A 25,123-nucleotide genomic window follows, 5' to 3' on the forward strand; every position below is an offset into this window, starting at 1 on the left:
GGTGCTCAGGGATTGCGGATCGGCCACAGAGTCTCCGTCGGTCGATCACTGCCCTCGAGTTCCACCAGGATGCGACGAAGCTCGCGAACAACGGTCTCTGCGCCGCCGTCGGAGAGTACGGAGGTCATCCGATCTGTGACCTCGGCCATCCGTGCAGAGCCGTCACGCACTCCCTCCCTGCCGCGCTCGGTCAGAGTGAACAGCACGACCCTGCCGTGAACGGGGTGGGGCTGGTGATTGACCCAGCCGAGTTTGTCGAGTCGAGCAAGCGCAGTGGCCACGCTCTGCGGGGTGACATGGATCCCGCGCGCCAGGTCGGAGGCGGACAGCGCACCGAGCTGGTCCAGATGCACGGCCAGGCCGAGTTGGGTCACCGTGACGCCGAGGTCCTTGATCGCGTCATGGAGCACGCGGTTCACCGCGTTGTGCGCTCGCCACAACGTGTAGGGCAGGCCATTCCACCAGGAGAACTCCGCTGAATCATGGGGCATCACCGACACTGTTCCTCCCGGGGCTGTAGTTCACCCAGCATAGTAGGGATATTCCATGATTACAGATGTCTGTCATCTCTCGGAGTGCCGTCGGCGGACGCCGTCCCACCGCGCTCATCGACGGGATCGATCCGTGGACGTTCGACGCGTCGGCGTGCGACAAGCCACGCGCACAGGCCGATGCTGGAGCTGAGCAAGACGATGACTCCGAGGTTCGCCGCAGTGGGGCCGATCATGCCGGTGAGCGGCGAGCCGAGCACTCCGCCCAGGAACTGCGCAGAGCCGGTGAGAGCGGATGCCGCTCCGCTGGCCACCCGAGTGGTCTGACCCCAGCTGTGTGCGCCGGGAAGAACGATGCCGGCCGCCCCCGCGAAGAGCGTCGATGCCGTCCACAGCAACCACTCCGGCCCCCGTGCACTCGAGGTCGCCACGAGCAGGGCGCCGGCCACGATGCTCACCGCGAGCCCGATGCCGAGCGCGAACGCAGGATGCCGATGGCGCACGATGCGTCGGAACACGACATTGGCGCAGAGCATGGCTGCGGCGTTGGTTGCGAAGACGAGGGCGAAGGCGACAGGCGGGTAACCGAACTGGCGCTCGACGATGAAGGACGCCGTTGCGATATAGGCGTAGAACCCGAAGGCATGGGCGCCGATGGCGATGGCTACGCAGGCCAGCTCCCGGTCGCGCGCGGCAGCAGCCAGCGCCCCGAGCACCCCGCCTCGTCCAGCGCCTGTTCGCCGTTCGGGTGACAACGTCTCTGGTACGACGAAGGCGAATACCAAGGAGATGCCACCGCCGAGCGCCGCAAGAGCGACGAAGTCCGCGCGCCAGCCCCAGGCGTGCGCGATCACCAGGCCCACCACTGGCGCGAGGATGGGCGCGAATGCGGTGGTCAGCGAGAGGATCCCGATGCGGGAAGCCACGGATCGGGTGTCGGGGGACAGGTCGCGCACGATGCTGCGGGACACGACGATGCCCGCGGCTCCGCAGAGACCCGCGATTCCCCTGACCGCGACGAGCATTTCCGGCGTCGTGGAGAGTGCGCTGAGCACTGAGGCGAGGGCCCAACCGATGACTCCAGCGATGATGACAGGACGCCGCCCGAGCCGGTCGCTGAGCGGCCCCCAGATGAGCTGCCCGATACCGATTCCGAGCAGGCACGCCGTGATGCTGGCCTGGGCCAGCCATTCGCTTGCGCCCAGCTCCTTCTGGATGAGCGGCAGCGACGGAGTGTAGATATCCATCGACAGCGGCGCCAGTGCCGAGAGCACGGCGAGCACCGCGAGAACCTGCACGGTCATGGCGGTGCGAGGGCCGCTGCGCCGCTGGGTCCCCCGTGCGCGTGACGGCCGAGGAACCAGCGGCGAACCGTGCATGCCGGAGGTCAGCCCACGAGGCTGTGACGCGCGAGCACCCGGCGCAGCGCGTCTCGAAGAACCGCCAGCTCATCACCTGTCGCACGTGACGCGCGGAACGCGATGTGGTGGTCGGGGCGCACCAACAGGCATCCGTCTTCGTCGATCTCGCGCAACGCCGCCCAGTCGCCGTATGCGTCTTCCGCGTCTTGTCCTGGCCCGATTGTCACGGCGTCGACGGGAATGCCCAACTCGTCAGAGAGGGTGCGCGCGGCAACGCGCCATTCCGCACCGCCGAGCCCGGTCAGCACGGTGAACCGCCCCTTGCCGACGAGGTCTCGCGTCGAGACCTGCTCGCTGCCCTGCACGAGCCAGGCGTGCGGCACCGGAGCGCCAGGAGCAGTGGTCGCCTCGTAGAACAACTCCGGGTCCAGCTCGGGCTGCGGGCTGCTTCCGTCGGGGACGATGGCCGAAGAGACGTATCGCTGGCCCAGCTCGACGCCGAGTGCATTGAAGTTGTAGTCCTGCATTCGAACGGCCGCCGCGAGAGCCCGGCGGCGCTCGGCTCCTTCAGGAGTGGCGTCGAAACGGATGCGCAATTGCTGACGACCCTCCTCAATCGGCTGTCCGGGGCGAAGTCCCAACGCTCCCGGAATCGCCATCAGCGCCGCGAGCGACGTGTTCGCCCCGTGCACGATCTGACGTGCGACGGGAGCACGCTCCGCGGTGTAGGTCTCGAGCAGTCCTTCGTCGGCGGTGCCGTTCAGCAGCATGCGCAGCTTCCAGGCGAGGTTGAATGCGTCTTGAACGCAGGTGTTCGCGCCGAGGCCGCCGGCTGGTGGATGCCGGTGCGCCGCGTTTCCGGCGATGACCACGCGTCCCTGGTGCAGCACCTCGGCGTGCACCTGATTGATCGTCCAGGTGGAGGTGCCGATCAGGCGCACCTCGAGGTCGGGGTCGCCGACGTACAGACGGGTGAGTCGCGTTGCCTCTTCGGCGGTGAAATCGGGGTCGCCTTCGGCCGGATCGTAGGGCAGGGACACCACCCATTCGTTCCAGGGACGCACATTGACGAACACGGCGTTGTCGATGTGGCTTCGGCCGCCTGGCCGAAGGATCTGATAGAGGGCGCCGGGCCGATGCGCGGTATACGTCGTCAGGTCGGCCTCGACCCAGTAGTTGAGCATGTGCCCGAGGCCCATCATTCCCTCGACCTCGAAGCCGAGTTCGCGGCAGACGATGCTGTTGTCGCCGTCGGCGCCGACGGCATAGGCAGACACCACCTCGATATCCTCGCCGGTGACACGGTCGCGGCAGAGCGAGATGACCTGGTCGTTTTCTTGCCGCATCGAGACCAGCTCGAGGCTGAAGATCACCTGCGCTCCGAGTTCCCGAGCGGCGTCACAGAGGATGGGCTCCAGGATGTGCTGTGCGATGTTGGTCAGGCTGCTCGGGCTCGCCGCCTCATAGTCGGAGCGACGATCGGCGCCGGCTCCCCAGCCCTTTCGGCGTGCGATCTCAGGGCCGGCGAAACTCTCTGCCCAGACAACCTGACCCATCAGGCTTGCGGGCATTGCCGCGTCGATCACCCTGTCCTCGATGCCGAGGTCTCTGAAGACCTCCATCGTGCGCTGGTTGATGATGTGGGCACGTGGCGAGTTGGCCAGGCCGGAGTAGTACCGGGTGATAGCTGCCACGTTCACGCCGTCCCGCGCGAGCAGGGCCGCGCAGGCCAGCCCGGTCGGGCCGGCGCCGACGACGAAAACGTCAAATTCTAGGGTTCTCACAGGGGTCCTTCACCGCGCGGTGACTCGACGTGCGTCTTCGACGTGCGTCTTCGACTGGGCGATATAGGCCCGACCATAGTCGTTGCCGTTCGGCAGCCGCAGCGTGGTGTGAACATGAAAACGCGCGGGCAGCCTGTTGTTCAGCCAGACACCGGCATGGTGGTCGAGCTCTGCAAGGATGACCGGGCTCTGGATACGAAAGTAAAAGGGCTGCGAGCCATCGGTCGCGCCGTACCAGGAGAACCAGGTCTCATCGAGGTGGGCGTCGAAATCACGCAGGGTGGCCTCGCGTTGTGGCGCCGTCAGCAGGAGAAAGAAGTCCTCGGCGATGGCGCGCAACAGTGCGCGCTGCGGGTCGGTCAGTTTCGATGCAGGGATGCCTTCGTAGGGAACCACTCGGTTGTCGCGGAATGCGCCGGCGACGTGGCGCTCGTCTGCCGGGTGCAGACGGCCCTCTGGCATGGCGGGGTCCAATACCGAGTCGTAGACGACCGCCTGTGCGCGCTGCTCATCGGAGAGCGACTCTGCGAGTTCGATCGCGATCTGTTCGCGGGCGTCGAAGAGTGGCGGGCGTTCACCGTCTGACAGTGCCGGCTCCGCGCCGATGAACACCGGGGCGACGACCTGTCGGCCGCCGACGGTGACGAAGTTGAGTGCGACGTGGTGGCCGAACAGCTGCCAGCCCCATGGCTCGGTCGCCGAGGGGGTGCCGAACAGCGAGAACCAGTAGCTGCGCTCGTTCATGATGGAAGGAAGATCGACCAACTCGCCGAGAAATCCGTTCAGCGCCATGGCCTCGCGCACCCGTTCGAAGCCTTCTGGACTGAGCGATGCGCGCACGACCTGCAGGATGGCATCCACCTTGTCGCTGCTGAGATCTTCGAGGCGCAGGCCGACCCGGTAGATCACGAACTCTGGATTGCTCCACGCGCGCCATTCGGGAGCGTTGAGGGGATGAACGACATGCTCGCGTTCCTCGGCGCTCAGCAGCGCGAGCACCTGCTCGGCTGCGGCGACAAGCGCCGGATCGGTCGGTGCAGCGGCGTCGGCGGGAAGGTCGTAGAGCCCTTCCCGCACGACGCCGTCGGAGGTGATTCCGACGAACGGCTCTCGGTAGAGCCCGTCCCAGTAGTCGAGCAGCTCCTTCAGGAACGGGGCGGAGTAGCGGTCCTCGGCGAACTCCTGATAGTTCATTCCGCGACTTCCGGCCAGCACCGGGTCGTCGAGATCGTACAGATAGTTGAGGTAGCCGTCAGTGGGAAGCGCGACCGCATCCTCTCGCCCGGTTACCCGTGCGGTCGAGAAGTACTCATCGATGTGGTCGTTTTCGGTGTTTTCCATGCTCTGACGCTTTCGTTTCTGACGGGACTCGTGCGACCGGATGCTGACTAGATGGGGAGGTTGAACAGGCGCTTGGCGTTGCCGTAGAAGATCGCCTCGCGGTCTGCGTCGCTGATCTCGAGCTCGTTCTTGACGAATTCGACGCCCTGGCCCATCCAGCTGTAGAAGACCGGGAAGGACGAGCCGAACATGTAGTGGTCGGCGCCGTTGATCTTGAGCGCGGCCTCAACCTGAACCTTGCCCCAGGAGTGTGGGTGCGTGAGGTCGAAGTAGATGTTCTCGTCGAGATACTGCTTGATCTTCTCGCCGCCAGTCGGGTCGAGGCGCTGCATCGCCTCGGCCTTGCGGGGCGCGTGGGGGGTGAGCAGCTCGGTGTTGGCGAACCAGTTGCCGCCCAGCATGGTGTGCACGAAGCGCAAGCCCGGCATCCGATCGAACATTCCGCTGAAGAGTTCGCGACCAACGGCCGTGGCTTGATCAGTGATGCGGCCGAACTCGCGACGCAGGTTCGTGTAGTCGAGCACGGACTTGTACTCCACCGGAAGCGGCGTGTGGTGCACGATGACGGGGATGTCGAGCTTCTCGATCACCTTGAGGTAGGGCTCGAAGACCTCGTCATCGAGGTAAAGCTGACCGTAGTGGCAGGCGAGCTGCACGCCGACGGCCCCGAGGTCGCCCACGGCGCGCTCGAGCTCGTAGATGTTCTCCTTGCCGCCCCACGGCGGAACGCACGCGGTGGCGAAGAGGCGCCCGTTCGCCTTTGTGACGATCTCAGCGGCGTTGTCGTTGACTGCCTTGCAGGTCTCGAGACCCAGCCATTCCTGCCACACCGGCACCCGCATGATGCCGTAGTCGACTCCGGCTTCGTCCATCGCGGCAAGCTTCGCCTCGACGGAATAGTCGCCCTCGACGTAGTTGAGGTTCTGGTAGCCCTTCGGCTTCTCCAGGATGAGCTGTTTCTTGCCGTTCTCCATCGTGATGACGCTGGCGATCTCGCCGAAACCGCGCGGAGCACTGTCCAAGAAGCCGTTCAGTATCTTCTCGTTTGTGAACAGGTCCTCGGGGAGGTGGTGGATATTGATATCTACAACGGTCATACGATTGCTTCCTTTTCATCATCTTGAACATTCGTCTGGTTGCGTTGCCGCAACCGTGATCGCGAGCCATTGGCATAAATGGCAGCGACGATCCTGTCTGGGGTGAGGTCCTCTGTCAGTTCCTCACGAACCACGCCCTCGCTGAAGACAAGTATCCGGTCGCAGAGCAAGGCGAGCTCGTTCTCGTCTGACCCTGCGACGATCACAGCGCAGCCGTCTGTGGCCGCCTTGCGAATCGCGGCGACGAGGGTGTGGCGCGCTCCCACGTCAACCGCCTGGGTGGGCTCATGCAGGAGGAACAGCGTTGGCTCCGTGGCGATCCACTTGGCGAGCAGCACCTTCTGCTGGTTTCCGCCGCTGAACGAACTCACCAACGCCTTGGGGTTTGGCGGTCGCACGTCGAGGCTGTAGAGCAGGTCTGTCACGAGTTCGCGCTCTGGTGCGATCGCGATGGGGCGAAGCTGGCGAGGGGCACGGCAGGTCTGTGGAAAACCAATGTTCTCGCCGACCGACATCGTCATCGCCAAGCCGGCGTGTTCCCGGCCTTCCGGTACCAACGCGATGCCGGCGGCGATGGCCTTCGCTGGGTTCAACCCAGGCAGTTCCACGGTGATGCCCTCGGTTACTCTCAGCGTTCCGGCCTCCGCAGCAGTGACGCCGCTTAACAGGTAGGGAACGTCGTCGTATCCGGAGCCGGCGAGCCCCGTCAAACCCAGCACCTCGCCGGGAAACACCTGGAGAGAGAGATCCCGCACCGCGAGGCCAGTGACCCCCGTGGCGCGCACGGGGACGGCATCCGTTGCGATCTCTGCGACACCACGCCGATCGAGATCGCGGAGGTTGCGGCCGAGCATCAGCGCCGTGAGGTCTGCCTCGCTCATGCCGGCGACCTCGCGACCGGATTCGACGACTCGTCCGTCGCGCAGCACGGTCACCCGGTCGGCCGCATCAACGATTTCTTCAAGCCGGTGCGTGATCATCAGCACGGCTGTACCCGTGGCGACGATCTCGTCGAGGATCTTGAAGAAATGTTCGAGCGAACGCCGGCCGAGTGCACGGGTCGACTCGTCGAAGATGATGAGGCCCGTGCCGGGGTGGGCGTCTTGCAGCGCCCGTGCGATAGCTACCGTCGCACGTTCCTCCTCGTGCAGTGAACCTACTTTGGCGTCCAACTGCACCGAGCGGCCGAGACGTTCGAACACGGCACCGGCCGCCGAACGTTCCTGGTCCCAGTTGATGCGACGCAGGAAGCGGCTTCCGCGAAGCCGCCCGATCCGCATGTTCTCGAGCACAGTTTCATTGTCAAGCAGGCCGAGGTTCTGGTGTACGACGGCGACGCCGCGTTGGCGAGACTCCTGAGGCTGTACCGGAAGCCGAAGGTCGACGCCGTCCACACTCACTCGCGTGCCGGCATCGGGGGTGTAGAGACCCGTCAGAACCTTCGCGAGTGTTGATTTTCCTGACCCGTTCTGCCCGATCAAGCCGTGGATCTCTCCGGCCCTTACTTCGAGCGAGACGTCTCGCAGTACCCGATTGTTCACGAACGTCATGCCCAGGTCACGCACCTCGAGCCGGGGTGCTGCGGCGGCGACCGCCGCCGCAGCACCCGGTGCCGAGCTGTGTTCAATGATCACGCAACTGCCCACAGCTTCTTGAACTGGTCCGTGAAAGTGGTCGGACCGAACCACTCACCCGACTGCTCGGCTTCCGGGGTCAGCGTCACATCTTTGGCGGATTCCGGGGTGAACAGGCGGAACGGGATGGTGTACTCCGGCACTTCCTGGTCGGCAACCAGGCGCAGGACGGCGTCGAGGTCCACCCAACCCTGGTAAGCAGCTGCCTGAGCGGCCACGGCGGCCAGGCCACCCTTGGACACCTCCTCGATGTTGCTGAGAGCGGCCGCCGCCGCAAGCATCTGCACCTTGCCGGTCATGCCAGCCTGCTGCACGCCGTCGGAAGCCGGGTGGAGGTATTCAGCGAATTCCGAAACGAGGTAATTGACGTCCGGGTTCTTCAACAGCGCGGAGCTGGTCGACGGCGGAATCTGAGCGAAGTTGGCAGAAGAAACATCATAGACAGTGGCTGTGCACCCGGGGCAGAAGTCCGGGAGAGCGGTGGTGGCCGCCTCGACATAGGCGATCTGACCGGGGCCGTCGGTGGACCGGTTGAAGAGGATGTTTGCAGTTCCGTCAGAGTCGACGGCGATCCACTTGCTCAGTGCGATCAATTGCTCTGATCCGGCCGGCGGAACGTACGCGAAGGTCTTCGAGACGGGGTGCCTCTCGTCCACGATCTGGTTGCTGAGGATGACGGGTATTCCCGCGGCCTGCGCCGCATCGAGCGAGTTCGCGGCCAGGTCGTACGGGGCACCGTCGAGCACGATTCCGGTGGCGTGAGCCTGGGTTGCCTGATCCACACACGAACTGACACCGGTGGGATTCCCCTGCCCGTCGCAGACCTGCACTTTCAGACCCGCCGCCTTCGCCGCGGCCTCGATCCCGGATTGGGTGACAGCGAACTGCGGCGCCCGCAGAGTGATCGGAACGTAGTACACGGTTCCACCGGCGAGATCGGATACCCCGGTGACCGCTTCGGTCGGCACCGGATAGGCGTCCAGCGGCTGGGAGAGCGTGTCAACCTCCTGCGAGAGTTGCGAAGTCGCGCTGTCGCTCGGGTTCGATGACGAACCGGCTTCTGCAGGCGTACTGCCATCGCCGCTACAGCCGGCGAGAACGACCGCGAGTGCGGCCGCCGCACCGATTCCGGTCAGAATGCGCCCACGGTGGTGGCGCGTTGCATTTTCAGTGATCATCTTGCTTCTCCTTCTTGGCTGCTTTGGCAAGGGATTTCGAGACTTGAAAAGGGTTACCTGGAGCGCCTATTGAGGACGGTCGAAATCGTCACAGCGATCACGAGCACGCCTCCGTAGAACACGCTGGAGACCCATGAGGTCGCGCCGAGGAGCTGGAGACCCAGCACGCCCGTTGCGAGAAAGTAGATGGCGATGAGGGTGCCGATGGGATTGAATCGCCCGGGCATCAGCACGGCAGTGCCCAGGAATGTCGCCGCAAACATCGGCAGCAGATAGGTCTGCGAGCTGGCCGCATCGAAGCCGCCAGTGCCGGCAGCAGAGATCACGCCCCCCACCCCCGCGATGACGCCGGCGGAGATGAAGGCGCCGAATCGCACTCGTGTAACTCGAACGCCGGCCAGTCGGCTGACTTCGCGGTTCTCACCGACGAATCGCATGTTGCGACCCAGCGGCGTGAAGCTGAGGACATACGCGAATCCGGCCATGAGAATCAGACCCAGGAAGAAACTGATCGGCAGTCCGGCGATATCAAAGAGAGCGATTTGACCGAAGTCCCTCGGAAGTCCGCTCACGGGCATGAGGTTGGTTTGCCACAGTGCGATGCCCAGCAGGAATGTTCCCATGCCGAGCGTGACGACGATGGTGTTGACGCCCACCTTGACGATGAGCAGCGCATTGATGACTCCAACGAGGGTGGCGGCCGCGATGGCGATGATCGCGGCGACCCAGGGGTTGACGCCGTCACTGACATTGAGCACTGTCACCAGCGTTGCTGCGAGGCCGAAGTTCGACGCCACTGACATGTCAACGAATTCGCCCACGATGATGGTGCACAGGAGTGCGGCCGTGAGGAAGACGAGCGCCTGCTGGCTGCCGAAGATGGTTCGCGCGGCTCCGACGGTGAGGAACGTGTCGGGCACGAGAAGCGCGAACAGCACGGCGAGAAGAAGCCACACCCCGATGACCGCGAAACGGGCGCTGAACCGGCCCAGGCTCCCGCTCCGCGAGAATCTGTGAGGGACCGGGGTGCTCACCGCTCCCGTGTAATCGTCGGTGACGCTCGAGGTCTTAGACATATTGCTACTAGCTCCCGGTTCTCGCTACGTTGCGATCTCTGCGTACGGCTGCGTGCACCGAGATAGTGCGTTTGAGCTCAGCGCACGCAGCTTCGTTAAGGACGGTTCCCGATACCGTCGTAATCCGAATAGATATCGTGTGCGAAATCATATGCGGCACCACGCGCGTTGGGCAAGTGTGGATTTCGGAAAGCGGCGCGAGTTGCATAAAAACGCAGGTCAGCTCTATTAAATTGGCCCGCAGAGTATTTTGACCACACACTTCCGAGTGCGTAAAGTTGCGAATCACACTTGAAATCGTGTGCGATTACTCATACGCTTTCGTCACATCGACGACAGAAAGCGACACATGGGCGAGTTGACCTCACGCGACATCGAGTACGTGCATGGAGGAAGCCGAATGCTGGGCTACCTGTGCGCTCCGACAGGGGCGCACGAATTGCCGGGCATCGTGCTCGTTCACGATGCTTTTGGCCTGAATGACGACACGATCCAGACAGCTGAGCGTTATGCAGCGCTCGGGTTCGCGGTATTCGCGGCGGACGTCTGGGGTGACCGCACGACGGCGACGGCTGAGTCGCAAATCGGCCCGCTCATCGGCGGCATGGTCAGTGACCACGCGCGCTGGATGGGCCGGATTGAAGCGGCACATCTGACCCTGGCCGCCCAGCCAGAAGTCGACGCCGAGGCGATCATCACCGCCGGGTACTGTTTCGGTGCCTCCTCCGCACTCGAGTACCTGCGTACCGGAGGCAACACGCGCGGAGTCGTCAGCATTCACGCTGGACTCGACCTTCTCCGACCGAACTGGGCTGCGGCCACGACCCCGGCACGAGTACTGGTGTGCACCGGCGCGGACGACCCCATGGCGACTGCCCAGATGCGATCCGAACTCCAGGTGGCACTCAGCGGCGCGGCCATCGACTGGGAACTGAACCTCTACAGCGACACCAAGCACGCATACACCAACCCGAAATCTGCCTTTTCGCCGATGCCAGATGTCGTCGCGTACAACCCCCAGAGCGCGGCACGCAGCTGGGAGTCGACGAAACGGTTTCTCGGCGAGCTTTTTCCTGACGCGCGCCCAGCTGCGTAGCACATCGCGTCGAACACTGATCACCCGTGTCGCGACCAAGGCGGTCGCGACGCGAAAGAAATGGAGCACAACATGCTTGACATCGCCATCATCGGAGCTGGCCCGGCCGGCCTGGCCGCCGCGCTCCGCCTTCACCAGCAGGGCTTCAGCCCGACGATCTACGAAGCCGTCCCCGAGCTCAAGCCACTCGGTGTCGGACTCGACGTCAAGACGTACGGCAGCCAGGAGTTCGATGAGCTCGGCCTGCTCGAGGAGTTCCGCGCGATCTCGGTCGACGCGGAGGAGTCCATCTTCTACAACAAGTACGGCCAGGAGATCTACGCGGAGCGATGCGGCGTGCACGCTGGCTACCTGTACGAGCAGCGGTTCGTGCACCGCGGCATCCTGCAGATGCTGCTCTACCGCACGGTCGTCGAGCGACTCGGCGCTGATGCCATCGTGCAAGGAGCCCGTTTCGAGCGCTACGAGCAGGATGCCGATTCGGTCACACTGTTCCTCGAGAACGCGGACGGCACCACGAGCCAGGCTCGCGCCGATGTGTTGATCGCTGCAGACGGCATCAAGTCGGCCGCGCGCCGCCAGATGCACCCGAACAATTCCGAACCGGTGTACTCGGGCATCACGATGTGGCGCGGCACCACGCTGATGAAGCCATTCGGCAGCGGCGGCACCATCCTTCACATTGGTGCGCCGCAGCTGTCGAGCATGATCGTCTACCCGATCGCGAATGACTTCGAAGGTTCTGGCCTCACCCTGGTCAACTGGGTTGTCGAGGCGACCCGCGACGAGTCTGTCGAAGACTGGAATCAGACCGGCTCCGTCGCTGAGATCCTTCCCTACTATGACGACTGCGACGTCGACCTCGTCGATGTGCAGAAGATGCTTCGCAACGCCCGCGAGGTGTATCTGTTCCCGCTGATCCGGCACGAACCGCTGGAGAGCTGGGTGGACGGCCGGGTCGTGCTCATCGGCGATGCGGCGCACGCGATGTACCCGCGCGGCGGAAACGGCGCCTGCCAGTCGATTGTCGACGGCAATGTGCTCGCCAAGAAGCTCGCGACCATTGACGACCCGAATGCAGCCCTCAAGGCGTTCGAAGCCGCGCGGCTCACCATGGTCAACAACATTGTGATGGCGCACCGCGGCGAGGGCTACGAGGTGATCCGCCGCATGATCGAGGAGCGCACAGGGGGAGAACGCTTCGACGATATCGAGGCCGTGATGCCCATCGCCGAAGTGAACGCGATCTTCAGCAAGTACCACGCGCTCGTCGGCCAGGAGCGCCCCGGACGCGACGCGGGCGAGACGACGGGTTTCCGCACCTGGGAAGTCGTCGGCGCCAAGCCGATCGCCTAATGGATCTCGGGCTCACCGATCGCACTGCGTTCGTCGCTGCATCATCGCAAGGACTCGGCTTCGCCTGCGCGCGCTCACTGGCGCGCGAAGGCGTGGCCGTCACCCTCAACGGCCGCGGTGCGGACAAGCTCGCCGCGGCTGGGGAGCTGCTGCGTCACGACGTTCCCGGCGCCCGCGTCACCTGGGTTGCCGCTGACCTCACGACAGGCGAGGGGCGCGAGACGATCATCGCAGCGGTGCCCGACGTCGACATCCTGGTCACGAACAATGCCGGCCCGCCGCCCGGACGGCTCGACGATTGGGACGAGCTCGCGCTCGTCGAAGCACTGCGGGCGAATATGGTGCCCGCTGTGCAGCTGATGCGCGCCTACATTCCCGGCATGCGTGCGCGCCGGTTCGGGCGGATCGTCAATATCACCTCCGCGATGGTGAAGAGCCCCGCCTATGAAATGGGGCTGTCGACATCCGCTCGAGCCGCACTCACCGCGATCAGCAAGGCCATCAGCAACGACGTCGCGTCAGACAACGTGACGGTCAACAACCTGCTGCCGGAACGATTCGACACTCCACGACAGGAATTCATGGCACAGCGGATGATGGCGGCGCAGGGCATCGACAGAGACGAGGCTCGGCGCCGCATCGCGTCAACGATCGCCGCCAAACGCCTCGGTCGCCCCGAGGAGTTCGGCGACGCCTGCGCGTTTCTGTGCAGCGCCCAGGCCGGCTACATCTCGGGACAGAATCTTCAACTTGACGGCGGATCGTATGGAGGTCTCGTATGAGTGAGGTCACACAGGCCGATGCGCAACTCACCGCACTGGTGCTCGATCTGGAGAATCGACGCCACCAGGCGTTGATCGCGGTGGACCTCGCCGCGCTCGACGCCATGTTCGACGAGGACTTGGTGCACATCCACGCTCCCGGGCTGACGCACAACAAGACCCAGCTGCTGGAACATGTCGACAAGCGCCGTCCCTACCTCGAAACGAGGCGGGGCGAACTGACCATACGGGTCATTGGCGACGTGCTGATCGTGACCGGCCCGCTGACCAACCGGCTGCGTTCGCCGGAAGGCGGGGAGCGCACGATCGGCGGGGTCGTCACCCAAGTGCTGCGCCGCGACAACGCCGGAACCTGGCGGTTTCTGAGCTTTCAGATGACCCCGACCGGAGAACATGTCTGGCCCACCCTGCCGGGCGAGCAGTGGACATCCGCAGAACCGATCGCGGGAACCCCCGCGCCGAACGAGAAGTAGGAACTCCCATGAAAATTGCTCGCTACCACGTCGGTGACGGCCCCACCCGCCTCGGCCGAGTGGACGACGACCGCATCACCGATATCTCCGATCTGCCCGGCGTCGGAACCTCGCTGCGTGCGATCCTGCCAGAGCTCGACTCGCTGGAGGGCGTCATCCTTGCCGCAGACGGGCCGAGCCTCCCGCTCGACTCCGTCGTTCTCGAAGCCCCCATTGACGACCCGCAGAAGTACCTGGGCATCGGAATGAACTACGCCGAGCATGCCGAGGAAGCCCGCGCGGCGGGGATCCCCATCCCGACGAGCCAGCTGTGGTTCAACAAGCAGGTGTCGTGCATCAATGCACCGTTCGGCGAGATCGCAAAGCCCCGGGTCTCCGACGCACTCGACTACGAGATCGAGCTCGGCGTTGTGATCGGGCAGAAGTGCAAGCACGTGTCGGTGGAGGATGCGCGCTCGGTGATCGCCGGCTACCTCGTCGCCAACGATGTGTCGGTGCGGGATTGGCTGCAGAAGTTGTCGCCCACCTTCACGCTGGGCAAGTCCTTCGATACGCATGGGCCGATCGGGCCGTGGCTGACCACCGACGATGAGATCGCCGACCCGCTTGACCTGCGCATGCGTCTCACCGTCAACGGTGAAGTGCGCCAGGATTGGTCGACTGACGACATGATCTACAACATCTACGAGCAGATCGCGTACCTCAGCCAGGTGATGACACTCATGCCCGGCGACATCCTCGCCACAGGCACACCATCGGGAATCGGGGCGCCGACGGGCAACTTTCTGCGCGTCGGGGATGTCGTTCGCGCCGAGATCGATGGGCTCGGCGCCATCGAAAACCGCGTCGTCGCCGAGGGCTGAGCCGTGCAGCGCCGAGTCAGCATCGATGTGCCGGGGTTCGGCCACGCTAACCCGATTCCGGCCGCGAGCAGAATCGGACCGTTCCTGTTCTCCGGGGTGCTCACCGGGCGCGACCCGCATACGCGCCAGATGCCCGCGAGCCTGGACGAGCAATGCGCCAACGTCTTCACCCACGTGCGTGCGCTCCTCGAGGCGGCCGGCGGCACGACCGACGACATCGCCAAGATGACGTTCTGGCTCGCCGACTACCGTGACCGTGACGCCCTCAACCGCGAATGGCTCGCCCAGTTTCCCGACCCGGCGAGCCGTCCGGCACGCCAGGCCATGGCCGCGCTGCTCGACGGCGGCTCGCTGATTCAGTGTGACCTGGTGGCGGTGCTCGATGTCCCGTCCGGCCCACCCCGCCGAGTTTGACCGTTGCGGTCGAGACTCCCCGGTGCGCCGGTCAAACTCGACCGGAAGTGTCAAGCTCGGTGCAGGCGAACGTATCGGCCAAGCGGGTACTGAAGCAACGACGGAGCAGCATGGCTGAGCGACGAGTCCACTCCCAGGATTTGGGGGACTCTCTGAACGATTGGGGTCTCGTCGTCGAATCTGAGTCGGTACTCGGCCAGAACGGCACCTGGGTGCGCGCAACAGGCGACCTGATTCGCGGCGAACTTGATCGCACGCAGCTCGATCTCATCACGATCGAAGCAGAACGCCACGTCGTCAGCCGAACTCCCGCGCATATCGAGCGCAGGCCCGGTCCTCTGCACGTCATTCCAGTGCAGGTGCGTGGCCGCAGCATCCTGCGGCCCACAGATGGCAGCCCCGCTGTCTCGCTCGATGCGGGCGATGTCGGCTATTGGACATCCGACCTGCCCTACCGCTGGGAGTTCACCGGTCCGTTCACCTTGCTCATGCTGCGCGCGCCGTTCGCGGCGCTCGACCTTGCACCTGCGGCACTGCGCCCGCTGGTCGGACGGAGCTTTGCCTCGGATGTCGGTTTTGCGAAGCTGGTCGTGCCCTTCGCCGAAGACGTATTGAACGATCCATCGCTTCTTGCCGGCCAGAGCGGAACTCGGATTGTGCAGAACATCGTGTCGCTCTTCACGACGATGCTTGTCGGCCAGCTCGACCTCGCTGCGGGCCGTGACCGCTCGGGGCCCGCATACCGACGGGTCGTCGAATACATCGCGCGGAATGTGAACGAGAGCCTCGACCTGCGACGCATCGCCGACGACAACGATATGTCGACGCGCTATCTGCAGTCGCTTTTTCAGGAACGTGGCACCTCGGTCTCGCACTGGATCCGGCTTCGCCGTCTGGAGTCCGCACGGCAAGCGCTCGCCGACCCCGCGCTCGCATCGGCCAGTGTCAGCCAGATTGCGGCGGAGAACGGTTTCGCCGATCACGCCCACTTCAGCCGAACCTTCCGGGCCACCTTCAACGAGACGCCCACGCAATGGCGCCGTCGCGCCCTCCGCGCGCCGGAGTCGGGCTAGCTGCCCAGAATCGTTGGCCGAGCCTGTCGCACCGCTTCTCTCCCATTCGACGGAGATTGACGGCAAATCCGGGCAAATTTGCCTGAAAACGACCTCGTCGGCGAAAATCTCCGTCGAATGGGAGGGGCGGACGCGAATTCCGAATCAGCTCGATCAGCGGATGGGGACCGTCTCGGGAGTCACAGAGCCTCGGTGACGCGGTCGAGTACCTGACCGAGCACGCCACGCAATGCGGCGACAGGATTGTCGGCGATGGTGCTGCGGCGCCACGCGATGTGCTGGTCCGGACGAACCAACAGGCATCCGCTCTCGCCGATCTCACTGAGGCGTGCGAAGTCGCCATAGAGGTCGCTCACATCGCAGCCAGGTCCGATCCGCAGAGCGGTCAGCTCGATGCCGAACTCCTGGGCAAGTGTCTCCGCGGCGGCTACCCACTCAGCCCCGCGCACCCGGGTGAGCAGGGTGAATCGTTCAGGCGAGGTGAGGTCGAGCGTTGATACGGTGCGGCCCCGGCGGCCGACCCAACAGTGCGGAAGCCGTGCCCCTGGCGAGCTGGTCTGCTGAGTGTAGAGCTCCCGGTCGCGGGCGTACTCGAACGGTGAGTTGTCAGCGATGATCGCGACGGATGCGTAGAGCTGGTTCATCTCCACGCCGTGCGCTTCGAAGATGTAGGCCTTGTCGTCGAGCACGCGAGCGACGTCGGCGCGACGTTGCTCTCCCTCGTCGGTGGGAGCGCCGAGCTGTGCCATCTGCGCCTGTCGTTCCTCCACAGGGGCGGTCGGATTGAGCCCGAGGGCCTGCAGAAGGTCGCGACCCTGATGCCAGCTCGTGATGGCGCGGTCGACGATCTGCTCGCCGACCGGTTGTCGCTCCTCCGTGTAGCTTTCCAGCAACGCGGGACCCGCGAGACCCTTGATCACGTAGGCGAGTTTCCAGGCGAGGTTGAACGCATCCTGGATGCAGGTGTTGGCGCCGAGGCCGTTCATTGGAGGGTGCCTGTGCACCGCGTCGCCCACGCACAACACCCGTCCCGACGAATAGCGCTCGGCGACGACGTGGTTGATTCGCCAGGGGAACAGGCCGGTGACGGTGACGTCGATTGAGTCGTCCCCGATCAACTGGCGCACCTCGGACTCGGCCTCCTCCGGCGTGAGTCGCGAATTGCGCTCGCCGAGGTGCACGAAACCGGCCACCCAGTCATTCCACGGGTTCACCATCCGAAGCATGGCGTGCCCCAGGCCGTCCGCGCGGCCGGGCTGAATCACTTCGAACAGCGAGCCAGGTCGGTGTGACACGTGTCGGGACAGGTCGGCGGTGAAGCGCACGTTCATCGCGTTGCCCATTCCGGCCTTGCCTCGAAACGGCAGGTCGATGGCTTCTGCGACCGTGCTCTGGCCGCCGTCGGCGCCGATGACGTACGAGGCGCCGATCGTGTCGGCACGTCCGGTTAACTCGTCGGTGACCTGGGCAGTCACACCCTCGGCGTGCTGTTCGAGGCCGATGAACTTTGTCTGGAAGCGCACCCTCACCCCGAGACGCGCGGCCTCTCCCAGCAGAATCGGTTCAAGCCGGTCCTGAGGGATGTCGCAGCCGGGTGAGGGGCTCGAGGTGACGTACTCGCCCAGGCGCACGGGATCGTTGCCCCACGACCAGACTCGTCCGAAATCTTCTCCTGCGATCGATGTGCACAGAACGTGATTGGCCATGAGTTCGGCCGGTGTCGCGGCGCTGCGAGTCGCATCTTCGAGGCCGGCGGCCCGCAACACCTCCATGGTGCGCTGATTGGTGATGTGTGCCCGTGGGGAATCCGACACCCAGCTCGACCTGGTCACCAACGTCACGTCGAGGCCGTGCCGGGCCAAAAACAGTGCGGCACTGGCCCCGGCCGGCCCGCTGCCCACAACGAGCACATCGGTGTGGAGCGGCTCCGATCCGATTCCCTCCGGCGAAGCCCTGGGGTGTTCCCGTGCATCACTCAAGTCTCTCATCGGTGTCTCCGCTTCTCTGCGTGGATGTTGCTCTGCGTGGCGTTGCTGGAGCCTTGGCCTCGCGCGCTGCCGCTCCTGTCAAGGATGGGACACCTGCGCCGACGCTGATTGTCGGGATGCGCTTCGCTCCTTGACTGAACGCGCGCCGTCGGGTCGGGCTGTCCGATGCCAGAGCGGATAAGCTCTGTTTTCGATGAGGGGACCGAGCCAAAGGAGGCGCGAACGTGGCTGTCAGCAAGACCGAGCAGGCCTACACGATCCTCAGGCAGCGGATTATGGACGGCACGGACGGGCCGGGAAAGCGTCTGGTCATTGACCAGCTCAGGCGTGAGTACGACATCAGCTCGATCCCGTGGCGCGAATCGTTGCGCCGTCTTGAGGCCGAGGGCTGGGTCGACATCGTCCCCAATTCCGGAGCCGTCGTCAAGACATTCGACACCCACTCATGGCAGCGCACGATGCGATTGCTCGCGCGCTTGAACGCTCTTGCGACAGCGCTCAGCGCCGAGCATCTGACACCTGACGACATCGCTCATGCCCGTGCGCTGAACCGTGAGATGGGTGACGCTTTGGCGAACTTCGATCCGAGGCGATTCGGCGCTCTGAATCGAGAGTTTCACGCGGTGCTCTGTTCCCGATGCGACGACGAGAGGCTGAACGATCTGGTCGCGTCGGAGTGGACGCGTCTTGAACTGGTTCGTCAATCCGCGTTCTGGTACGCCCCGGGTCGGGCGCTCAGCTCGCTGGCCGAGCATGAGGGGATTCTCGACCTCATCGAGGGCCGCGCCGATCCGGAGACGATCGAAACGGCGTCTCGGCGTCACGACATCAACACCCTTCAAGCGGTGATGCACTACGACGCCGCGCTGTCCGCCTCCGACCCAAACGTTTCGCCCCGCGCATCCGGCTGAGCGGAGTGCGCGGAGTACGCGGAGTACGCGGAGTACGCGGAGTACGGCGCATTGTCAGCCCACATGCACCATCGCCGGGGCGTCGCCCTGGGGGAGGAGCTCCGACTTCTTTCCTCGGATGAGCACGATGGCGATGACCGACGCCAGAGCGCCAGTCGGCGAACTCGGTGAGTGCGCCACCAAGCAGGAGCCCGATCGCCGCTCCGGCTCCGGCGATGGTGCCGAAGACGGCGAACGCGGTGTTGCGGTCTTTGCCGTGCGTGAATGTCATCGTGAGCAACGCGAGAGCAGCGGGTGCCAGTGAGCGAAGACGAGGGGACATAAAAAATCTCCGGGTATCGAAAGGATGCCGGAGGTTTCAAGCCGGGGACCGAAGGCACATCGTGCGGTCGACCACAAAGGCCACGTAGCCAATCAGATAACCGGTTTATCAGACTCGTTGCTGTGAAAATGAGCCGAGCACGACGGATGCGTCCCGTTCGCTGTCGATCCGGCCTGAGACGCGCGCGATTCAGCGGGCAGAAAGAGGTGAGCTCTGCCGAATAGCATCTTCGATCCGGCCGGTGGCGTTCAGCAGCGCCGGCCGGTACTCATCGAGGATGCGATCGAGGCTGGCCGTGCTCGCCGCTCCCGCGACATTCACGGCGGCCAGCACGCTTCCATCGGCGCCCCGCACCGGAGCAGCGATGCTGCGGAGCCCGATCTCCAACTCCTGATCGACAAGTGCCCAGCCCTGGGCGCGCACCTCGCCGAGCACTACCCGCAGCGCCTCGGGATCGGAGACCGTGCGCTCGGTCTGCGGCTCAGTCTGCAGCCCGTCCTGCAGGGTCGCCAGATAGACGTCGAGCGCCTCGGCGGTGAGAGAAGCCAGCAGTACGCGACCCATCGACGTCGCATGCGCCGGAAAGCGGGTGCCGATGGTGATTGCGACGTTCATGATGCGTTTGGTGGGAACCCGGGCGACGTAGACGATATCGGCGCCGTCGAGCACAGACGCCGACGTTGATTCTCCGAGCGTGCGGGAGAGAGCCTCGAGGTGAGGCTGGGCGAGCTCGGGCAAGGTGAGGCCCGACAGGTAGCTGAAGCCCAGCTCCAGCACTCGCGGGGTCAGCAAGAACGATCGCCCATCACTGCTGACGTAGCCGAGACTGAGCAGGGTGTGCAGAAACCGTCGGGCGGCGGCTCGGGTCAGGCCGGTGCGTTCGGCGACCTCGCTGAGCGTCATCCGTGAATGATCGGCGTCGAACGCTCGGATGACGGCGAGCCCTCGAGCGAACGACTGCACGAACTGATCGCTCGGTTCGGGGTCCATGGTTTCAACTTACCGTTCGAGCACGACGGCGAGCCCCTGGCCGACGCCGATGCAGATCACGGCAACGCCGATTCCGCCGCCGCGCCGGGCGAGTTCGTGGGCGAGGTGGCCGATGAGGCGTCCACCCGATGCGCCGAGCGGATGCCCGATCGCGATGGCCCCGCCGTGCACATTGACCTTCTCCGGGTCGAGTTCTGGCCAGAGTCGCAGGCAGGCGAGCGACTGTGCGGCGAAGGCTTCGTTGAGTTCGACGAGGTCGACGTCAGCCCAGGTGCGGCCCGCGCGGGCGAGCGCACGGTTCGCCGCCTCGACCGGGGCGATGCCGAACGTGTGCGGATCGTTGCCGAAACTGCCGCGTCCGGTGATACGGGCGAGCGGATCGATGCCGAGTCCGGCATTCTCTCCGCCGATGAGCAACATCGAGGCACCATCGCTGAGCGGCGAGGCATTACCGGCCGTCACGGTGCCGTCGGTGCGGAACACCGGCTTCAGGCCGGAGAGCGACTCTACTGACGCGTCCGCTCTAATCCCCTCATCGCGCGTGAGGGTCGTACCCGGTACGGGAATGACCTCGGCGTGCAGCCCCGCATCCCAGGCTGCAGCGGCCAGACGGTGACTGCGCGCCGCGAAGGCATCCTGCTCCTCACGGGTGATCGCGAAGCGGTCGGCGAGCAGTTCAGCGGTCTCGCCAAGTGAGACCGTCCATTCCGCGGGCATCCGCGGGTTGACCATCCGCCAGCCGAGCGTGGTCGAGTGCATGGTCTCCGAGGCGGCAGTGAACGGCTTCGCCGGCTTGGTGACGACCCACGGGGCGCGGCTCATCGACTCGACACCGCCGGCGAGCATGAGGTCGGCGTCGCCGGCCTCGATGGCGCGGCTGGCCTGGATGACGCTCTCGACACTTGACCCGCAGAGCCGGTTCACGGTGCTGCCGGTGACGGATGTGGGGAGCCCGGCCAGGAGGGCGGCCATCCGTGCGACGTTGCGGTTGTCCTCGCCGGCCTGGTTGGCATCGCCCAGGATCACGTCGTCGATGCGGGCGGGGTCGAGCGCGGGATGCCGCGCAAGAAGCGCCTCGATCGCGTGGGCCGCGAGGTCGTCTGGCCGAATGCCAGCCAGATTCTTTCCGAGTCGGCCGAACGGAGTGCGGATGGCGTCATAGACAAAGCTCGCGGTCACAGGGTTCCGATCAGGTCGAGGGCGAGAAGGGTGCGGAGTTCGTCGATCGTCGTGTCGAAGGTTTCGCGCACGACGAGCCCGTCGGCAGTGATGTCGAACACGGCTCGGTCGGTGTATACCCGGTCGACACAGGCGACGCCGGTGAGCGGGTAGCTGCACTCGGCGACGAGTTTCGGCCGGCCGTCTCGACCGACCAGGTCCATCATGATGAAGACCTGTTTGGCGCCGATGGCGAGGTCCATCGCGCCGCCGACCGCCGGAATCGCGCCGGGCGCTCCGCTGTGCCAGTTGGCGAGATCGCCGCGTGCGGAGACCTGGAAGGCACCCAGCACGCAGACGTCGAGGTGCCCGCCGCGCATCATCGCAAAGGAGTCGGCATGGTGAAAATAGGAGGCGCCGGGGCGGGCGGTGACCGGGAGCTTGCCCGCGTTCATCAGGTCGGGGTCTTCCTGGCCGGCGACCGGGCTCGGCCCCATTCCGAGCATGCCGTTCTCCGTGTGCAGGATGATCGCGTCACCGGGCGGTAGATAGTTCGCGACCAGGGTCGGGATGCCGATGCCGAGGTTCACATAGGAACCCTCATGGATGTCGCGGGCGACGATTGCCGCGAGTTCTTCTCTGCTGAGACTCATGAGTGCTCTCCGCTGGTTTGTTCGCTGCTTGTGTGTTCTCCAATGAACGCGCCGTCGCGTAGCCAGGCGCGTTCCCCGACCGCGACAATGTGGTCGACATAGATGCCCGGCGTCACGACGGACTCGGGATCCAGCGCGCCGAGTTCCACCATCGAATCCACCTGGGCGATGGTCGTTGTCGCTGCTGCGGCCATGATCGGGCCGAAGTTGCGGGCGGTCTCGCGATAGACCAGATTTCCCCACGGATCCGCGTGCAGCGCGCTGATCAGGGCGAAGTCGGCCCGGAGCGGGTGTTCGAGTACGTAGCCGCGGCCATCGATTTCGCGAGTTTCCTTGCCCTCGGCCAGCAGGGTGCCGTAGCCGGTCGGGGTGAAGAACCCGCCGATGCCGGCACCGGCCGCGCGGATGCGTTCGGCGAGGTTTCCCTGCGGCACGAGCTCCAGCTCGATCAGACCCGCTGCGTACAGGCCGTTGAAAACCTGGGAGTCGGACTGCCTGGGAAATGAGCAGACGATCTTCGACACCCGCCGAGCGGCCAGCAGCGCGGCGAGCCCGGTTTCACCGTTGCCCGCGTTGTTGTTGATGATCGTCAGGTCGGTCGCACCCTGTTCGATCAGGGCATCGATGAGTTCGACGGGCTGGCCGGCGCGACCGAACCCACCGATCATGATGGTGGCCCCGTCGGGGATACCGGCCAGCGCTTCGATTGCGCCGGAACTGAGCTTGGAACGCACGTGTCACCACCGATGTTCAAGATGCGAACTGTTGTACGCATTGTGAACACGATAGCAAAAAGTGGATGCGTATGGGTAGCTTTCGGAGGTCGAGGAGGCCGCTCGCGGCCGTCTATGAGGTATCTGGCCGTGATTTCAGCTGGGCGCGGTGTATCCCGGTGGGCGCGCGGTATAGCCCGCGCCGGCGGGGATACACCGCGCCCAGTACTAACGGCCACTCATGTCGTCACTCTGACGGGCGGATGCGGCGCCTCACGGTGGCGAGCACCAGCGCTCCTGTGAGTGTGGAGGCTCGGGCGGGTATAAACCCACCTCAAACCCTCTCAAGAAAGACAGTGACGGCGACGGCCTGGGAATCCTTGTCGAGCGAACTGATCCTGTTCAAGGAGAGCAACGCCTCACGACGCTGGCTCAGGCCAGAGGGGAGGAACCGATCAACTCTGATGGCTAGGGCGGGGCTGCCTTAGCTTCAGGCCCACATGCGAGGTGACTCGGCACGGACGTCCACTTTTTCAGTCTTGCCTCGTGGCGCAAAGGCCGGCAAACATTCCGGTCAACCGCACGATGCTTCTGTCGAACGGAAAATTTGATCTTCACTTCCGCCCGTCGAGAAGGGCATGGAGGCCATAGGGCTGATCCACTTCGCGATCGAGATCAAGGACTGGGATGACTTCATCGCGCACCTCGGCACTCTGGGGATCGAGCACATCGAAGAGCCCAACCGCGGTCACGATTCCTCGACGACCGGAAGAATCGTTGTGCACGCTTCAAGCAGTGACGCAGGACGACGCGACCGACGCTGTCTGGCTCCGACCCGCGCGCGTCACCCCACGCATCCGGCTGCTATGAGCGGAGTACGCGGGGTGACGCGCGTCGTTAGCCCGCGTGCACCATCACGGGTGCATCGCCCTGGGGGAGCAGCTCCGACTTCGTTCCACGGATGAGAACGATGGCGATGACCGACGCCAGAACCATGCCAACGGCGGCAGCGAGGAACACTGCGGAATATCCACTTGCGAAGGCCTCAAGCACTGGCTTGCCGCTCAGCCCCTCCAGCGATCCCGCTGACGCTGCGTAGATCGCGGTGAAGATCGAGAGGCCGATGGAGCCACCGATCTGCATGGCGGAATTGGCGGTGGCCGATGCGGCGCCGGCGTCGTGGGGAGCGACACCGCTGAGTGCGAGGTTCTGCAACGGCACGAAGACGAAACCCATACCGAAGCCCATGATCACGAGGCCGGGGAGCACCTGGGTGAAGTAGTTGCCGTCGGCGGTGATCTGGCTGAGGTAGACGAGTCCGATGGCGACCAACAGCGGGCCACCGATCATCATCGGGCGCGGCCCGATCACCGGCAGCAGATTCGTGGCGATTCCTGCCACGACCATGATGGCGAGGGTGAGGGGCAAACTGGCCAGCCCCGACTGGAACGGTGCCATGCCCAAGACAATCTGCAGGTGGAACGTGAGGTAGAGAGTCGCTCCGATCATCACGCTTCCGGAGACAGCCTGGATCAGGAAGGCTCCGCCGCGCACCTTGTTTGCGACCACCTTCAGCGGCAGCAGGGGCTGGGCGACGCGTGACTCGATCCAGACGAACAACACGAGCAGTACGACGCCGAGGGCGATGAAACCGATGGTGTCGAGGGAACCCCAGCCGCCCTCGGCGAGGCTGAAGCCATAGACGAGTGAGCCGAGACCGAGGATGACCGTGATGGCGCCCCACATGTCATACCGGTTGTTGCCATCGGCCTTGCTCTCGGTGAGGAAGAGCAGGCCGCCGACGAGGCCGAGGATCACGAAGAACACGTTTACCAGCAAGCACCAGCGCCAGTCGGCGAACTCGGTGAGCAGTCCACCAAGCAGCAGCCCGACGGCTGCACCGGCTCCGGCGATAGTGCCGAACACGGCGAACGCGGTGTTGCGGTCTTTGCCGTGCGTGAACGTCATCGTGAGCAAGGCGAGGGCGGCCGGTGCCAGCATTGCGGCGAAGAGACCCTGCAGGCCGCGCGCGGCGATGAGCTCGGTTCCGTTCTGCGCGAGGCCGCCGAAGACGGATGCCGCTCCGAAACCGACCATGCCGACGAGAAAGGTGCGCTTGCGGCCCCAGTAGTCGGCGATTCTGCCGCCGAGAAGAAGAAGGGCGCCGAACGCCAGCGCATAGGCGGTGACGACCCACTGCCGCTCGCTGTCGGACAGGCCGAGCTCGATTTGGGCCTGGGGCAGTGCGATATTCACGATTGTGCCGTCAAGAACGACGACGAGTTGCGTGAGCGAGAGCACGACCAGCGCCCACCAACGATTGGGTGAGCTTGAGGGGGCGGACATATAAAACCTCCGGGTGTCGAAAG

Annotated in this window: 22 protein-coding genes; 8 read left to right on the top strand and 14 right to left on the bottom strand. The window is 64.7% G+C overall.

The features are described from left to right. Positions 1 to 5 precede the first annotated feature (5 nt). The 8 genes from ABD791_RS11840 to ABD791_RS11875 all read right to left on the bottom strand — a co-directional run bounded on the left by ABD791_RS11840 (position 6) and on the right by ABD791_RS11875 (position 9,962). Positions 6 to 491, bottom strand: coding sequence for a MarR family winged helix-turn-helix transcriptional regulator (locus tag ABD791_RS11840; RefSeq protein ID WP_345066702.1), 486 nt, complete (start codon positions 489 to 491; stop codon positions 6 to 8). 59 nt (positions 492 to 550) lie between these two features. Then, on the bottom strand, positions 551 to 1,795 hold the full coding sequence (locus ABD791_RS11845; RefSeq protein ID WP_345066704.1) for a multidrug effflux MFS transporter: 1,245 nt from the start codon (positions 1,793 to 1,795) through the stop codon (positions 551 to 553). An 83-nt stretch (positions 1,796 to 1,878) separates the two neighbouring features. Continuing rightward, positions 1,879 to 3,636, bottom strand: a complete 1,758-nt coding sequence (locus ABD791_RS11850; RefSeq protein ID WP_345066706.1) for an FAD-dependent monooxygenase — start codon at positions 3,634 to 3,636, stop codon at positions 1,879 to 1,881. A 9-nt stretch (positions 3,637 to 3,645) separates the two neighbouring features. Beyond that, a complete protein-coding gene (locus tag ABD791_RS11855; RefSeq protein ID WP_345066708.1) occupies positions 3,646 to 4,977 on the bottom strand; it encodes a DUF3500 domain-containing protein in 1,332 nt (443 codons plus the stop codon). Between the two features lie 47 nt (positions 4,978 to 5,024). Continuing rightward, positions 5,025 to 6,074: an amidohydrolase family protein gene (locus ABD791_RS11860; RefSeq protein ID WP_345066710.1), complete on the bottom strand. Its 1,050-nt coding sequence runs from the start codon at positions 6,072 to 6,074 to the stop codon at positions 5,025 to 5,027. After that, positions 6,071 to 7,708 (bottom strand): sugar ABC transporter ATP-binding protein, encoded by a 1,638-nt coding sequence (locus tag ABD791_RS11865; RefSeq protein WP_345066713.1) that lies wholly within the window; start codon positions 7,706 to 7,708, stop codon positions 6,071 to 6,073. Before ABD791_RS11865 ends, ABD791_RS11860 begins: the two co-directional genes overlap by 4 nt. After that, entirely contained in the window at positions 7,705 to 8,886 is a 1,182-nt protein-coding gene (locus ABD791_RS11870) for a sugar ABC transporter substrate-binding protein (protein ID WP_345066716.1), read from the bottom strand. The genes ABD791_RS11865 and ABD791_RS11870 overlap by 4 nt, the downstream gene beginning before the upstream one ends. Before the next feature lie 53 nt (positions 8,887 to 8,939). Beyond that, positions 8,940 to 9,962: an ABC transporter permease gene (locus tag ABD791_RS11875; RefSeq protein ID WP_345066718.1), complete on the bottom strand. Its 1,023-nt coding sequence runs from the start codon at positions 9,960 to 9,962 to the stop codon at positions 8,940 to 8,942. A 349-nt stretch (positions 9,963 to 10,311) separates the two neighbouring features. Here ABD791_RS11875 and ABD791_RS11880 point away from each other — a divergent pair, with 349 nt between their 5' ends. From ABD791_RS11880 to ABD791_RS11910, 7 genes are all read left to right on the top strand, one after another. Further along, the gene (locus ABD791_RS11880; RefSeq protein ID WP_345066721.1) at positions 10,312 to 11,058 is read left to right on the top strand and encodes a dienelactone hydrolase family protein; all 747 of its coding nucleotides are present in this window, start codon (positions 10,312 to 10,314) and stop codon (positions 11,056 to 11,058) included. 72 nt (positions 11,059 to 11,130) lie between these two features. Next, positions 11,131 to 12,414 (top strand): FAD-dependent monooxygenase, encoded by a 1,284-nt coding sequence (locus ABD791_RS11885; RefSeq protein WP_345066724.1) that lies wholly within the window; start codon positions 11,131 to 11,133, stop codon positions 12,412 to 12,414. Beyond that, positions 12,414 to 13,196: an SDR family oxidoreductase gene (locus ABD791_RS11890; RefSeq protein ID WP_345066728.1), complete on the top strand. Its 783-nt coding sequence runs from the start codon at positions 12,414 to 12,416 to the stop codon at positions 13,194 to 13,196. The genes ABD791_RS11885 and ABD791_RS11890 overlap by 1 nt, the downstream gene beginning before the upstream one ends. After that, entirely contained in the window at positions 13,193 to 13,669 is a 477-nt protein-coding gene (locus ABD791_RS11895) for a YybH family protein (RefSeq protein ID WP_345066731.1), read from the top strand. The genes ABD791_RS11890 and ABD791_RS11895 overlap by 4 nt, the downstream gene beginning before the upstream one ends. A gap of 8 nt (positions 13,670 to 13,677) precedes the next feature. Then, complete coding sequence (locus ABD791_RS11900; RefSeq protein ID WP_345066734.1) at positions 13,678 to 14,532, top strand: fumarylacetoacetate hydrolase family protein; 855 nt, start codon at positions 13,678 to 13,680, stop codon at positions 14,530 to 14,532. Positions 14,533 to 14,535: 3 nt separating this feature from the next. Next, the gene (locus tag ABD791_RS11905; RefSeq protein WP_345066737.1) at positions 14,536 to 14,946 is read left to right on the top strand and encodes a RidA family protein; all 411 of its coding nucleotides are present in this window, start codon (positions 14,536 to 14,538) and stop codon (positions 14,944 to 14,946) included. Positions 14,947 to 15,056: 110 nt separating this feature from the next. After that, the gene (locus tag ABD791_RS11910) at positions 15,057 to 16,019 is read left to right on the top strand and encodes an AraC family transcriptional regulator (protein WP_345066740.1); all 963 of its coding nucleotides are present in this window, start codon (positions 15,057 to 15,059) and stop codon (positions 16,017 to 16,019) included. A 179-nt stretch (positions 16,020 to 16,198) separates the two neighbouring features. Here the strand turns inward: ABD791_RS11910 and ABD791_RS11915 are convergent, their stop codons facing one another. Continuing rightward, a complete protein-coding gene (locus ABD791_RS11915) occupies positions 16,199 to 18,007 on the bottom strand; it encodes an FAD-dependent monooxygenase (protein WP_345066743.1) in 1,809 nt (602 codons plus the stop codon). 224 nt (positions 18,008 to 18,231) lie between these two features. Here ABD791_RS11915 and ABD791_RS11920 point away from each other — a divergent pair, with 224 nt between their 5' ends. Beyond that, positions 18,232 to 18,918 carry a GntR family transcriptional regulator gene (locus ABD791_RS11920; protein WP_345066746.1) on the top strand — a complete coding sequence of 229 codons (687 nt, stop codon included), beginning with the start codon at positions 18,232 to 18,234 and terminating at the stop codon, positions 18,916 to 18,918. Between the two features lie 511 nt (positions 18,919 to 19,429). Here ABD791_RS11920 and ABD791_RS11925 read toward each other — a convergent pair. The 5 genes from ABD791_RS11925 to ABD791_RS11945 form a co-directional block, all read right to left on the bottom strand. Beyond that, the gene (locus ABD791_RS11925; protein WP_345066749.1) at positions 19,430 to 20,230 is read right to left on the bottom strand and encodes an IclR family transcriptional regulator domain-containing protein; all 801 of its coding nucleotides are present in this window, start codon (positions 20,228 to 20,230) and stop codon (positions 19,430 to 19,432) included. Positions 20,231 to 20,239: 9 nt separating this feature from the next. Further along, positions 20,240 to 21,409 carry a thiolase family protein gene (locus ABD791_RS11930; RefSeq protein WP_345066752.1) on the bottom strand — a complete coding sequence of 390 codons (1,170 nt, stop codon included), beginning with the start codon at positions 21,407 to 21,409 and terminating at the stop codon, positions 20,240 to 20,242. After that, positions 21,406 to 22,041 carry a 3-oxoacid CoA-transferase subunit B gene (locus ABD791_RS11935; RefSeq protein WP_345066756.1) on the bottom strand — a complete coding sequence of 212 codons (636 nt, stop codon included), beginning with the start codon at positions 22,039 to 22,041 and terminating at the stop codon, positions 21,406 to 21,408. The genes ABD791_RS11930 and ABD791_RS11935 overlap by 4 nt, the downstream gene beginning before the upstream one ends. Then, on the bottom strand, positions 22,038 to 22,775 hold the full coding sequence (locus ABD791_RS11940) for a 3-oxoacid CoA-transferase subunit A (RefSeq protein WP_345066759.1): 738 nt from the start codon (positions 22,773 to 22,775) through the stop codon (positions 22,038 to 22,040). Before ABD791_RS11940 ends, ABD791_RS11935 begins: the two co-directional genes overlap by 4 nt. Before the next feature lie 876 nt (positions 22,776 to 23,651). Then, positions 23,652 to 25,100 (bottom strand): MFS transporter, encoded by a 1,449-nt coding sequence (locus ABD791_RS11945; RefSeq protein WP_345066762.1) that lies wholly within the window; start codon positions 25,098 to 25,100, stop codon positions 23,652 to 23,654. Between the last annotated feature and the right edge of the window lie 23 nt (positions 25,101 to 25,123).

The sequence above is a fragment of the Glaciibacter kafniensis genome (genome assembly GCF_039538945.1).
GTDB lineage: Bacteria > Actinomycetota > Actinomycetes > Actinomycetales > Microbacteriaceae > Cryobacterium > Cryobacterium kafniensis.

Coding starts and splice junctions, on each gene's coding strand:
- ABD791_RS11895 (WP_345066731.1), top strand. CDS start 13,193: ATGAGTGAGGTCACACAGGCCGATGCGCAACTCACCGCACTGGTGCTC.
- ABD791_RS11915 (WP_345066743.1), bottom strand. CDS start 18,007: ATGAGAGACTTGAGTGATGCACGGGAACACCCCAGGGCTTCGCCGGAG.
- ABD791_RS11885 (WP_345066724.1), top strand. CDS start 11,131: ATGCTTGACATCGCCATCATCGGAGCTGGCCCGGCCGGCCTGGCCGCC.
- ABD791_RS11900 (WP_345066734.1), top strand. CDS start 13,678: ATGAAAATTGCTCGCTACCACGTCGGTGACGGCCCCACCCGCCTCGGC.
- ABD791_RS11845 (WP_345066704.1), bottom strand. CDS start 1,795: ATGACCGTGCAGGTTCTCGCGGTGCTCGCCGTGCTCTCGGCACTGGCG.
- ABD791_RS11870 (WP_345066716.1), bottom strand. CDS start 8,886: ATGATCACTGAAAATGCAACGCGCCACCACCGTGGGCGCATTCTGACC.
- ABD791_RS11875 (WP_345066718.1), bottom strand. CDS start 9,962: ATGTCTAAGACCTCGAGCGTCACCGACGATTACACGGGAGCGGTGAGC.
- ABD791_RS11890 (WP_345066728.1), top strand. CDS start 12,414: ATGGATCTCGGGCTCACCGATCGCACTGCGTTCGTCGCTGCATCATCG.
- ABD791_RS11855 (WP_345066708.1), bottom strand. CDS start 4,977: ATGGAAAACACCGAAAACGACCACATCGATGAGTACTTCTCGACCGCA.
- ABD791_RS11935 (WP_345066756.1), bottom strand. CDS start 22,041: ATGAGTCTCAGCAGAGAAGAACTCGCGGCAATCGTCGCCCGCGACATC.
- ABD791_RS11880 (WP_345066721.1), top strand. CDS start 10,312: ATGGGCGAGTTGACCTCACGCGACATCGAGTACGTGCATGGAGGAAGC.
- ABD791_RS11925 (WP_345066749.1), bottom strand. CDS start 20,230: ATGGACCCCGAACCGAGCGATCAGTTCGTGCAGTCGTTCGCTCGAGGG.
- ABD791_RS11840 (WP_345066702.1), bottom strand. CDS start 491: ATGCCCCATGATTCAGCGGAGTTCTCCTGGTGGAATGGCCTGCCCTAC.
- ABD791_RS11860 (WP_345066710.1), bottom strand. CDS start 6,074: ATGACCGTTGTAGATATCAATATCCACCACCTCCCCGAGGACCTGTTC.
- ABD791_RS11910 (WP_345066740.1), top strand. CDS start 15,057: ATGGCTGAGCGACGAGTCCACTCCCAGGATTTGGGGGACTCTCTGAAC.
- ABD791_RS11945 (WP_345066762.1), bottom strand. CDS start 25,100: ATGTCCGCCCCCTCAAGCTCACCCAATCGTTGGTGGGCGCTGGTCGTG.